Genomic DNA, 11,541 nt, shown 5'->3' with positions numbered 1-11,541 from the left:
CGCTCAGGTGCCGGCGTAGTTGTCCGGATCCGGGCGCAGCCGGGTGCCGTCGTTGAGCCCGTTCAGCGCGTCGACGTGCTCGGCGGCCAGCTCGAAATCGAACACATCCAAGTTGCCGGCGATGTGTTCGGGTTTTGCCGAGCGGAACACCACCGAGTTGCCCAACTGCACGTTCCACCGCAGCAGGACCTGGGCGGGCGTCTTGCCGTACTCGCCGGCGATCGACGTCACCGTCGGGTTGTCATTCAACTTGCCCAGCGCCAGCGGGGTGTAGGACTGCGTGACGATGTCGTGCTCGGCGTTCGCCTTGCGCAGCTCCTCCTGGTTGAGCAGCGGGTGCAACTCGATCTGATTGACCGAGGGGGTGACGAAAGTCAGGTCGATGGCCATCGTCAGGTGCTCCGCGGTGAAGTTGGACACCCCGATCGAGCGGGCGTGCTGCTCGCCGCGGCACTGGATCAGGCCACCCCACGAGTCCACGTACTTGCCCAGCGACGCGGCCGGCCAGTGAATCAGGTACAGGTCGACGTAATCGAGGCCGAGGGTCTCCAGGCTGCGCCGGCAGGCTTCCTGCGAGGACTTGAAACCCTGGTCGGCGGTGGCCAGCTTGGTAGTGACGAACAACTCGGCGCGCGGAATGCCCGACGCGGCGATCGCCCGGCCCACCGCCGCTTCGTTGCCGTAGGCGGCCGCGGTGTCGATGAGCCGGCAACCGACTTCGAGTGCGGCCGAGACGGCGCGTTCTGTCTCGTCGTCCGACAATTCCGCGGTGCCGAGACCCAGCACCGGCATCGTCTGCTCGTCGTTGAGGGCTATCGAGGGGATAGAACCGGGGACAGAAGCGGCGCCCGACTCGCCAGTCAACGTCATCACCTACCTATGAAATTTGAGCGTTCTCCGATTAGGGCCCAGCCTGGTGCCGCAGTCCGCACGGCTCGGGGATCACATATTACCGAGTTGACTATGCGATCTAACCAACGCCCGGGCTGGTGTCCGCTCCCAATGTCGGACATTCGTCGCACCGTCGGGCAGGCGGCGGCCGGATTTCGCCCGTTCGGCACGACGTAAGGTGGGCCGGCACGAGGCATTATCAAGGGAGCGGCCGATGACCAAGAGTCTGTCAGGCGCGCCGGACCTCCATCTGGGAGCAAAGCGCGCACCGACCGGTTGGGTGACGCGCGTCCAGAACACGGTCACCAGCGTCGGCGCGAAAGTCATTCCGCGGATCCCGGACGGCGCCAAGCGCCTGCTGACCCGCGGGCGTTCGGTGACCATCGACGGCAACACCCTGGACCCCACCTTGCAGCTGCTGTTGACGGGACAGCGCGCCGTGGGGATCGGCGGCCTGGTGGTCGACGACGACGCGCGCACCTCCCGGGCGACGATGCGGGACGGCCTGCAGGCCATGCCCGGTCCGCAGATTCACGTCGACGTTGCCGAGATCTCGATTCCCGGGCCGGCAGGTCCGATCCCGGCGCGGCACTACCGCCCAGCAACCGCGAATGCGCCGCTGCTGGTCTTCTATCACGGTGGCGGCTGGTCGATCGGCGACCTGGACACCCACGACGCGCTGTGCCGATTGACCTGCCGGGACGGGGAGATGCATGTGCTGTCGATCGATTACCGGCTGGCACCTGAGCATCCGGCACCCGCGGCGATCGAGGATGCGTACGCCGCGTTCGGGTGGGCCTGGGAGCACGCTGAGGAACTGGGTGCGGCGCCCGGGCGGGTGGCGGTCGGCGGCGACAGCGCCGGCGGCAACCTGGCGGCCGTCGTCAGCCAGCTCGCGCGGGACAACGGCGGACCGGCCCCGGTGTTGCAGTGGCTCATCTACCCGCGAACCGACTTCACCGCGCAGACCCGCTCGCTGAGCCTGTTCGCGCGTGGCTTCCTGCTGACCAGACGCGACATCGACTGGTTCACCTCGCAGTACCTGCGCAAGTCCGGGATCGACGCGTCCGACCCACGGGTGTCACCGGCGCTGGCGGATTCGCTGTCCGACCTGGCACCCGCGCTGATCGCGGTCGCCGGGTTCGATCCGCTGCGCGACGAGGGTCAGGAGTACGCCGAGGCGCTGCGGGCCGCGGGCACCGCTGTGGACCTGCGCTACCTGGGATCGCTGACGCACGGCTTCGCCAATCTCTTCCCGCTCGGGGGTGGCAGCGCCGCCGGAACGGGCGAGCTGATCTCAGCGCTGCGGGCACACCTGAGCCGGTGCTGACCTGCGGCTGCGGCGCCGTCGGTACTCTAGAGTCGCCCGACCGCAGGTGAAGCAAACGAAACGTGAGGATTCTGTGGCCGAAAAACCCAAGCGCCCCGCGCGGCTCGACCTGAAGTCCGGCGACGGCAGGTCCGGCCGACTCATCCAAATCGGCGGCACGTTGATCGTCGTGCTGTTCGCCGTCGGTCTGGTGTTCTACATCGTGACGAGTCACAACAAGAAGCAGGCCGCCGGTGCGGGAGCCGAGGGCGCCGTCCGCGTGACCTCGAGCAAACTGGTCGCCGACAACGGCAAACCCAAGGCGACCGTGGCCTTCTACGAGGACTTCCTGTGCCCGGCGTGCGGCGATTTCGAGCGCACCTTCGGCCGCACGGTCGCCAAGCTCATCGACATCGGCGCGATCGCCGGTGACTACACGATGGTCACCATCCTGGACAGTCCGGCCACCCAGAACTACTCCTCGCGGGCGGCCGCCGCGGCCTACTGCGTGGCCGACGAGTCCATGGACGCCTTTCGCCGCTTCCACGAAGCGCTGTACAGCAAGGGCATTCAGCCGTCCGAAACGGGTGACCGGTTCCCCGACAATGCGCGACTGATCGAGCTCGCGCGCCAGGCGGGCGCCGCCGGCAAGGTGCCGGACTGCATCAACAGCGGCAAGTACATCGGCAAGGTCACCGGGTTGGCGGCAGCCAACAAGATCCGCGCGACCCCGACCGTGCGGATCAACGGCACCGAATTCGAGCGGACGTCACCGGCAGCGCTCGTCGCCAAGGTCAGAGACATCGTCGGCAACATCCCCGGGATGGACGAGGCCGCGGCAGTGGCGAACACCTGACCACGTGGCGGCTGATCTCGTCCCCGAGGTGGACTCCGACGCGGCTGACCCGCCCGTCGAACTCGAACCGTCCGGACCGTGGGTACCCGCGCCCAGTGCATGGTGGGTGCTGATCGCCGGGGTGATCGGTCTGCTCGCCTCCGTCACGCTGACGGTGGAGAAGATCGCGTTGCTGCTCAACTCGTCCTACGTGCCGTCCTGCAACATCAACCCGATCGTGTCGTGCGGTTCGGTGATGATGACCCCGCAGGCTTCGGTGCTCGGCTTCCCCAACTCGCTGCTCGGTATCGCCGGTTTCACGGTGGTGGTGGTCACCGGGGTGTTGGCGGTGGCGAAAGTTCAGCTGCCGCAATGGTATTGGGTGGGGTTGGTGATCGGGTTGACAGCCGGCACGGTGTTCGTGCACTGGCTGATCTTTCAGAGCCTGTACCGCATCGGGGCGCTGTGCCCGTACTGCATGGTGGTGTGGGCGGCCACCGTGACGCTGCTGGTGGTCGCGGCCTCGATCCTGGTGCGTCCGGCCGCGACGGGAAATACCGCGCTGCGGTTACTGTTCGGCTGGCGCTGGTCGCTGGTCACGTTCTGGTTCACCGGGGTATTCCTGCTGATCATGGCGCGGTTCTGGAATTATTGGTCGACACTCATTTGATTAGGGGTCGCACGTGATCTCCAAAGTGTTGGTGGCCAATCGCGGCGAGATCGCGATCCGCGCCTTCCGCGCCGCATACGAGTTGGGTGTCGGCACCGTCGCCGTCTATTCGTACGAGGACCGCAATTCGCTGCACCGGACCAAAGCCGATGAGTCGTACCAGATCGGCGAAGTGGGGCACCCGGTGCGGGCGTACCTGTCCGTCGCCGAGATCGTCGAGACGGCCCTGCGCTGCCATGCGGACGCCGTCTATCCCGGTTACGGATTCCTCTCGGAGAACCCGGAATTGGCCGCAGCGTGCGCCGAGGCGGGCATCACGTTCGTGGGGCCCGACGCCGAAGTGCTCAAGTTGACCGGAAACAAGTCGCGGGCGATCGCCGCCGCGCGCGAGGCGGGCCTGCCGGTGCTGCAGTCCTCGGCTCCCTCGGCGTCGGTGGACCAGTTGGTCGCGGCCGCACAGGACATGCGATTTCCGCTGTTCGTCAAGGCCATTGCCGGTGGCGGTGGGCGCGGGATGCGGCGGGTCACTGACAGCGCAGCTCTGGGTGAGGCCATCGAGGCCGCCAGCCGGGAGGCGGAGTCGGCGTTCGGGGACCCGACGGTGTATCTCGAGCAGGCTGTGCTGCGCCCGCGGCACATCGAGGTTCAGATCCTGGCCGACACCGGTGGCAACGTGATCCACCTCTACGAGCGGGACTGCAGTGTGCAGCGCCGCCACCAGAAGGTGATCGAACTGGCTCCGGCGCCGAACCTTTCGGCCGAGTTGCGGGAAAAGATGTGTGCGGATGCGGTGGCCTTCGCCCACCACATCGGCTACAGCTGCGCCGGCACCGTCGAATTCCTGCTGGACGAGAACGGCGAATACGTCTTCATCGAGATGAACCCGCGAATTCAGGTGGAGCACACCGTCACCGAGGAGATCACCGACGTCGACCTGGTGTCCAGCCAGCTGCGCATCGCCGCCGGCGAGACCCTCGACGATCTGGGCCTCACCCAGGACACCGTGCGCCCGCACGGTGCCGCGCTGCAATGCCGGATCACCACCGAGGATCCGGCCAACGGGTTCCGCCCCGACACCGGTCGGATCAGTGCGCTGCGCACCCCGGGCGGCGCCGGGATCCGGCTGGACGGCAGCACCAATCTGGGGGCTGAGATCAGCGCCCACTTCGACTCCATGCTGGTGAAGCTGACCTGCCGGGGCCGCGATTTCCAAACCGCGGTCAACCGGGCGCGCCGGGCGATGGCCGAGTTCCGGATCCGCGGTGTGTCGACCAATATTCCTTTCCTGCAAGCGGTTCTGGACGACCCGGACTTCCAGGCCGGCCGCGTCACGACGTCGTTCATCGACGACCGGCCGCAACTGCTGACCTCGCACACCTCGGCCGACCGCGGCACCAAGATCCTGAACTACCTGGCCGACGTCACCGTCAACCAGCCGCACGGCGCGCGTCCGTCGACGGTGTACCCGCAGGACAAGCTGCCCGCGATCGACCGCGAGGTGGCGCCGGAGCACGGTTCCCGGCAGCGGTTGCTCAAACTCGGCCCGGACGGTTTCGCGCGCTGGTTGCGGGAGTCGCCCGCGGTCGGCGTGACCGACACGACGTTCCGCGACGCGCATCAGTCGCTGCTGGCCACCCGGGTGCGCACCAGCGGATTGCTCATGGTGGCACCGTATCTCGCGCGCACGATGCCGCAGCTGTTGTCGGTCGAGTGCTGGGGCGGGGCGACCTACGACGTGGCGCTGCGCTTCCTCAAGGAGGACCCGTGGGAGCGGCTGGCCGCGCTGCGGCAAGCCATCCCCAACATCTGCCTGCAAATGTTGTTGCGGGGCCGGAACACCGTGGGCTACACGCCCTATCCGGAGACCGTCACGTCGGCGTTCATCGAGGAGGCGACGGCCACCGGTATCGACATCTTCCGGATCTTCGACGCGCTGAACAACCTGGACTCGATGCGACCGGCTATCGACGCGGTCCGCGAAACCGGCACTGCCATAGCCGAAGTCGCGATGTGCTACACGGGTGACCTGTCCGATCCGGACGAACGGCTCTACACCCTGGACTATTACCTGCGATTGGCCGACGGGATCGTCGAGGCCGGTGCACATGTGCTGGCCATCAAGGACATGGCGGGGTTGCTGCGGCCGCCGGCGGCCCACACCCTCGTTTCCGCTTTGCGCAGCCGGTTCGACCTCCCCATTCACGTGCACACTCACGACACGCCGGGCGGCCAGCTGGCCAGTTACGTGGCCGCCTGGCAGGCGGGCGCCGACGCCGTCGACGGGGCCTCGGCGCCGATGGCCGGCACCACCAGTCAGCCGGCGTTGAGTTCGATCGTGGCCACGGCCGCGCACACCGAGTACGACACCGGGTTGTCGTTGTCGGCGGTGTGCGCGCTCGAGCCGTTCTGGGAAGGCCTGCGGAAGGTCTACGCGCCCTTCGAATCCGGTCTACCCGGTCCGACCGGCCGGGTGTATCACCACGAGATCCCGGGCGGTCAGCTGTCGAACCTGCGCCAACAGGCGATCGCGCTGGGGCTGGGGGACCGGTTCGAGGAGGTCGAGGAGGCCTATGCGGGAGCTGACCGGGTGCTGGGCCGGCTGATCAAGGTCACCCCGTCGTCGAAGGTGGTCGGCGACCTGGCGCTGGCCCTGGTGGGCTCCGGTCTGAGCGCCGACGAATTCGCCGCTGACCCAAAGCGATTCGATATCCCGGACTCGGTGCTGGGATTCCTGCGCGGTGAGTTGGGCGATCCGCCCGGCGGATGGCCCGAGCCGTTGCGTTCCGACGCGCTGGCCGGCCGCGCGCCGGCTAAGCCGGACCCGCAACTGACCGTCGACGACGAGAAGGCGCTCGCCACCGCCGGGCCGGAGCGTCAGGCCGCCCTCAACCGGCTGTTGTTCCCCGGTCCCACAAAGGAATTCGAGGACCATCGAGAGGCGTACGGCGATACCTCGCAGCTGTCGGCCAACCAGTTCTTCTACGGCCTGCGCCAAGGCGAGGAGCATCGGGTGAAGCTCGAGCCGGGCGTGGAGTTGTTGATCGGGCTGGAGGCCATCTCCGAACCCGACGAGCGCGGCATGCGGACCGTGATGTGCATCATCAACGGCCAGCTGCGTCCGGTGCTGGTGCGCGACCGCAGCATCGCCAGCGCCGTTCGCGCTGCGGAGAAAGCTGACCGCGGCAACGCCGGCCATGTCGCGGCGCCCTTCGCCGGGGTAGTCACCGTCAGCGTGTCCGAAGGTGATGAGGTGAGCGCCGGCCAAACCGTCGCCACCATCGAGGCCATGAAGATGGAAGCGCCGATCACCGCGCCCAGCGACGGCACGGTGGAGCGGGTGGCGGTCTCCGACACCGCTCAGGTGGAGGGTGGCGACCTGCTGGTGGTGCTGAACTGACCCGCGTGATCGGTGGCGTGGCCCGGGGCCGGCGCCTCACCGTTCCGCCGCGGGGGACCCGGCCGACCACTGACCGGGTGCGCGAGTCGCTGTTCAACATCCTGGCGACGCGGGTCGGTTTCGCGGACGTGGCGGTGCTGGATCTCTTTGCCGGGTCGGGTGCCTTGGGTCTGGAAGCCCTGTCACGGGGAGCTGCGTCGGCGCTGTTTGTGGAATCCGACCCGCGCGCGGCGGCGGTGATCGCCCGCAACATCGAGACGGTGGGGCTGCCCGGGGCGATCGTGCGCCGCGGTGCGGTCGCTGCCGTGCTGACCGCCGGGTCGCCCTCCCCGTTCGACCTGGTATTGGCCGACCCGCCGTACGAGCTTGGAGCCGCTGAGCTCTCGGCTGTGCTGGCCGCGCTGACGTCGGGGGGTTGGACCCGGGTGGGAACGGTTGCCGTGGTGGAGCGCGGAATCGGCAGTGCCGCGCTCACGTGGCCGGACGGCTGGACGTTGTGGCCCGAGCGCGTCTACGGCGACACCCGTCTGGAGCTGGCCGAACGGGTGTAGGGCGCCTGCTAGCGTCGTTGACTATGAGCCGCGCCGGCGACGATGCTGAGCGGAGCGAAGAGGAGGAGCGGCGCAATGAGCGGCGCCGGCGAGGATGCTGAGCGGAGCGAAGAGGAGGAGCGGCGCCATTGAGTGCCGCCGGCGAGGATGCTGAGCGGAGCGAAGAGGAGGAGCGGCGCCATTGAGTGCCGCCGGCGAGGATGCTGAGCGGAGCGAAGAGGAGGAGCGGCGCAATGAGCGGCGCGGTCTGTCCCGGGTCCTTCGACCCGGTCACGTTGGGGCACGTCGACGTCTTCGAACGTGCCGCAGCCCAATTCGACGAGGTCGTGGTGGCGATCCTGATCAACCCCGCCAAGAAGGGCATGTTCGACCTCGACGAGCGGATCGCGATGATCGAGGAGTCGACGAGCCACCTGCCCAATGTGCGGGCGCAGGCCGGGAAAGGCCTGGTCGTCGACTTCGTCAGGTCCTGCGGGATGAACGCCATCGTCAAGGGTCTGCGCACCGGCACCGACTTCGAGTACGAACTGCAGATGGCGCAGATGAACAAGCACGTCGCCGGCGTTGACACGTTCTTCGTAGCGACATCGCCGCGGTATTCGTTCGTGTCGTCGTCGCTGGCGAAAGAGGTGGCGATGCTGGGCGGCGACGTGACCGAGTTGCTGCCCGAACCGGTCAACCGGCGACTGCGCGAACGGATCGCCCGGCAGAGCGGGTAGCTCAACCGGCGCTCTGCCAGTAGTTGTCGGCGCAGATCGTGGTCTCGCCCGACCAGCGATAGGCCGTCAACTTGCCGCCCTTCACCGCGCTGAAATCCACGCACGCGCAATGGTCTGCCCAATCACGGTGGCGCTGCGGGGAATCCTTGCGCCAGTAATGACCGAAGAACACCGGAACTGTTCCCGAGTAGACGTAGCAGCGGTCCGCAGATGTGACGGCGCTGTCGGGTAGCGGGGGATACGGTGCACCCGCCGCAGTGGTGAAATTGCTTGCCATTTCCGCGATCTCGCGCAGGGTCGCCGCATCCTCGTTCCACCACCGGATTCTGGCCCTGCTGCGGGCGTGGCCGTCCTTATCCAGATAATCCGGCTGGTGATGGGCTGCTAGGCTGATCTCAGGGCCCTTGAGCAGCACCTCGACCGTGGTGTAGAGGCGGTCGGTGCTGTCGGAGGCCCGGGCGAACTGGTCCACCGCAGTGAACTGGTTGGATCCCAGTTGGCTCTCGACGTATCGCATGGACTCCTCATGCCAGCAGGCATGAACGACGCGGATATCGCCGAGGTCCAGCCACAGCGGCAGCGTCTTGAACCAGTCCAGGTAGTAGAAGCGCTGCTCGTCGGTGAGTTGGTCGACGAACTCGCGGTGCTGTCGGTAGTTGCTGTCGGTGTGTTTGCGCAGATATTGGCCGCTGCCGCTCGGGTGCTCGATGGAGTAGCAGATCGCATTGAACTCATGGTTGCCCATGACGATGCGGGCGCTGCCCGTATCCACCATCGGCTTGACGATTTCGAGGACGCGAAGCTGTTCCGGGCCGCGGTCCACCAGGTCGCCGACGAAGACGGCTTGACGGGTGGGGTGTTGATACGCGCCCGTCGAATCCTGAAGTGTGTAGCCAAGATCGGCGAGCAACGTTTCAAGCGCGGAAGCACAACCGTGGATGTCGCCGATGATGTCGTAGTACTGCATGACCTGATCTTCGCACCTGGGTGCGACACGTCGTCGAGCTTGAGCAAGCTGGTGCCGGAGGCATGGCGTTCTCTTCGTCGAGTGGGTTACCGTCTGCTCGAAACATCGATGTTGACGGGGATCGAGGACGCCCATGCAGACCGTGCTGATTACCGGAGCCTTCGGTCTGGTCGGTGCGGAGGCGGTCCGAAGGTTCGCTGCCGACGGATGGCGGGTGGTCGCCACCGCGCACCGCAAGTTGGCGGTCCTGCCGCCGGGGGTGGAAAGCCGCCGCGTCGACTTGACCGTTCCCGACCAGGTTGAACAGTTGGTCAGCGAAATTTCGCCGGACGTGATCGTCCACCTGGCGGCCGTCATCCCCCCGTTGATCTACCGCGAGCCGGCGTGGGCGCGCAGAGTCAACGTCGATGCCACCGCAATCTTGGTGCGTGCGGCAGAGCAGCAACCTGATCCGCCGCGCTTTCTGCATGCGTCCAGCATCTCCGTATACGGCGCGCGCAATCCACATCGGCACCAGGACCGGTTGGGCGTGGAAACCCCGGTCAACCCGTGCGACCTGTACGGGAGTCAGAAGCTCGAAGCCGAGGAGATCGTCCGTGCGTCGAGGTTGAACTGGTTGATCTTGCGGCTCGGTGGGGTGATCAGCGTCGACCCGGCGGCCATGCCCTTCACCACCGACGTGTTGTATTTCAGCAGCGCGATGCCGGCCGACGGTCGGGTGCACTGCGTCGATACCCGCGATGTGGCAACCGCATTCGTTGCGGCCGCGCATTCGGAGGTGGCCGGTGAGGTGTTGATGATCGCCGGCGATGACTCGCACATGTTGCGGCAGGCCGAGATTGGCGCGGCCATGGCGGCGGCGCAGGGCATGGCCGGCCTGATACCGATGGGACGTCCCGGAGACCCGGACAGTGACGATTCCTGGTATCTCAACGATTGGATGGATGTCTCCCGTGCGCAGGAACTGCTGAATTTTCAGCAGCATTCGTGGCCGGACATGCTGGCCGAGATCCGTGCGCAGACCGGCTGGCGACGCTACCCGCGGCGCCTCGTGGCGCCGGTTGCCCGGCAGATCCTGAAACGCCATGGGGCGTATCGCAAGTCGCCCGGTCAGTATGCCGATGTGTGGGGAGCGCTGCGAGCCAGGTACGGCGACTCGTTGTCGGAAGTCGGAAGCGCAGAATAGATTCCCGTCGCGGTCAGAAGACAATCGTCTGGTTGTCGTGCACGATCACTCGGTCCTGACAGTGCCAGAGCACCGCGCGCGACAGTACCGCCCGCTCCACGTCGGCACCGACACGCACCAGGTCGTCGACGGTGTCGGTGTGGCTGACCCGCACCACATCCTGCTCGATGATCGGCCCCTCGTCGAGCATCTCAGTGACGTAGTGGGCTGTGGCGCCCACCAGTTTGACGCCGCGCTCGCGGGCGCGCTTATAGGGTGCTGCGCCGATGAATGCCGGCAGGAATGAATGGTGAATGTTGATCAGCGGGCATCCGACGGCGGCGAGGAACTCAGGCGTCAGTATCTGCATATAGCGCGCCAACACCACCAAATCGACATTGCCGGTGAGTAATTGAAGCTGACGCTGTTCGGCTGCGGCGCGGCTTTCCCGGGTGGCGGGTATGTGGATGAACGGCACACCGAACGGACGAACCCGCTCGGCAAGGTCGGGATGGTTGGCGATCACCATCGCGACGGAAATCTTGAGCTCGCCACGACGGTTGCGCCACAACAGATCCAATAGGCAATGGTCTTCCCTGGATGCGAAGATGGCGACCCGTTTGGGTTTGGCCGCCTCGGTGAAGCGGTAGTCGATGCCGAATTCCGCTGCCACGGTGGCGGCGAATTGCTCTTCCAGACCATCGATTGCGGCGGTGAGCCCGGGCAGGTGAAAGATCGCGCGCTGCAGAAAGGTTCCGTTCTCGGGTGCGGTGGAATGCTGGTCCAGAGAGATGATGTTGGCACCGGCTCGAGCGAGGAATGTGCTTACCGCAGCGATGATTCCGGGGCGGTCGTGGCAGCGCAGCAGTAGTCGTCCGATGTCTGCGGGAGACGGGGGGCCGGCCGGCCGCTGCGCGAAGTTGCCGGGATCATTCGGCGTCGGCACCAGTGGACCCCTTTCGCCTCGCAATCGTGCGAGCAACGATACCGCCGTGGTAGGCATCGCGGCAGCTACGGCACGTCGTCGTCTTCAGTGT

At 66.6% G+C, this 11,541-nt stretch carries 10 protein-coding genes; 7 read left to right on the top strand and 3 right to left on the bottom strand.

The genetic code is table 11. The features are described from left to right. Positions 1 to 3: 3 nt before the first annotated feature. The gene (locus AC5Y3Z_RS00670; protein ID WP_463827051.1) at positions 4 to 864 is read right to left on the bottom strand and encodes an aldo/keto reductase; all 861 of its coding nucleotides are present in this window, start codon (positions 862 to 864) and stop codon (positions 4 to 6) included. Between the two features lie 241 nt (positions 865 to 1,105). On the opposite strand from AC5Y3Z_RS00670, the gene AC5Y3Z_RS00665 reads away from it, so the two are divergent. From AC5Y3Z_RS00665 to coaD, 6 genes are all read left to right on the top strand, one after another. Beyond that, complete coding sequence (locus AC5Y3Z_RS00665) at positions 1,106 to 2,221, top strand: alpha/beta hydrolase (RefSeq protein ID WP_473139980.1); 1,116 nt, start codon at positions 1,106 to 1,108, stop codon at positions 2,219 to 2,221. A 73-nt stretch (positions 2,222 to 2,294) separates the two neighbouring features. Next, a complete protein-coding gene (locus AC5Y3Z_RS00660) occupies positions 2,295 to 3,056 on the top strand; it encodes a DsbA family protein (RefSeq protein ID WP_463827049.1) in 762 nt (253 codons plus the stop codon). A gap of 28 nt (positions 3,057 to 3,084) precedes the next feature. Beyond that, positions 3,085 to 3,705 carry a vitamin K epoxide reductase family protein gene (locus AC5Y3Z_RS00655; protein ID WP_473140002.1) on the top strand — a complete coding sequence of 207 codons (621 nt, stop codon included), beginning with the start codon at positions 3,085 to 3,087 and terminating at the stop codon, positions 3,703 to 3,705. A 13-nt stretch (positions 3,706 to 3,718) separates the two neighbouring features. Continuing rightward, the gene (locus AC5Y3Z_RS00650; protein ID WP_473139979.1) at positions 3,719 to 7,102 is read left to right on the top strand and encodes a pyruvate carboxylase; all 3,384 of its coding nucleotides are present in this window, start codon (positions 3,719 to 3,721) and stop codon (positions 7,100 to 7,102) included. Next, positions 7,099 to 7,653 (top strand): 16S rRNA (guanine(966)-N(2))-methyltransferase RsmD, encoded by a 555-nt coding sequence (rsmD, locus tag AC5Y3Z_RS00645; RefSeq protein WP_473140001.1) that lies wholly within the window; start codon positions 7,099 to 7,101, stop codon positions 7,651 to 7,653. The genes AC5Y3Z_RS00650 and rsmD overlap by 4 nt, the downstream gene beginning before the upstream one ends. 233 nt (positions 7,654 to 7,886) lie before the next feature. Beyond that, positions 7,887 to 8,372 (top strand): pantetheine-phosphate adenylyltransferase, encoded by a 486-nt coding sequence (coaD, locus tag AC5Y3Z_RS00640; protein WP_473139978.1) that lies wholly within the window; start codon positions 7,887 to 7,889, stop codon positions 8,370 to 8,372. 1 nt (position 8,373) lies between these two features. On the opposite strand, the gene AC5Y3Z_RS00635 is transcribed toward coaD, so the two are convergent. Beyond that, positions 8,374 to 9,339, bottom strand: a complete 966-nt coding sequence (locus tag AC5Y3Z_RS00635; RefSeq protein ID WP_473139977.1) for a metallophosphoesterase — start codon at positions 9,337 to 9,339, stop codon at positions 8,374 to 8,376. 133 nt (positions 9,340 to 9,472) lie between these two features. Between AC5Y3Z_RS00635 and AC5Y3Z_RS00630 the strand changes: the two genes are divergently transcribed. Continuing rightward, positions 9,473 to 10,525: an NAD-dependent epimerase/dehydratase family protein gene (locus AC5Y3Z_RS00630; RefSeq protein ID WP_463827046.1), complete on the top strand. Its 1,053-nt coding sequence runs from the start codon at positions 9,473 to 9,475 to the stop codon at positions 10,523 to 10,525. Between the two features lie 13 nt (positions 10,526 to 10,538). Here AC5Y3Z_RS00630 and purU read toward each other — a convergent pair whose 3' ends face one another. Further along, the gene (purU, locus tag AC5Y3Z_RS00625) at positions 10,539 to 11,450 is read right to left on the bottom strand and encodes a formyltetrahydrofolate deformylase (protein WP_473139976.1); all 912 of its coding nucleotides are present in this window, start codon (positions 11,448 to 11,450) and stop codon (positions 10,539 to 10,541) included. Between the last annotated feature and the right edge of the window lie 91 nt (positions 11,451 to 11,541).

This window comes from Mycobacterium sp. NGS61, assembly GCF_059812325.1.
This window is presented reverse-complemented; position numbering and strand designations above follow the sequence as displayed.

Bases quoted from the DNA above. Each gene is read 5' to 3' on its own strand.
- AC5Y3Z_RS00665 (WP_473139980.1), top strand. From the start codon at position 1,106: ATGACCAAGAGTCTGTCAGGCGCGCCGGACCTCCATCTGGGAGCAAAG.
- coaD (WP_473139978.1), top strand. From the start codon at position 7,887: ATGAGCGGCGCGGTCTGTCCCGGGTCCTTCGACCCGGTCACGTTGGGG.
- AC5Y3Z_RS00635 (WP_473139977.1), bottom strand. From the start codon at position 9,339: ATGCAGTACTACGACATCATCGGCGACATCCACGGTTGTGCTTCCGCG.
- AC5Y3Z_RS00630 (WP_463827046.1), top strand. From the start codon at position 9,473: ATGCAGACCGTGCTGATTACCGGAGCCTTCGGTCTGGTCGGTGCGGAG.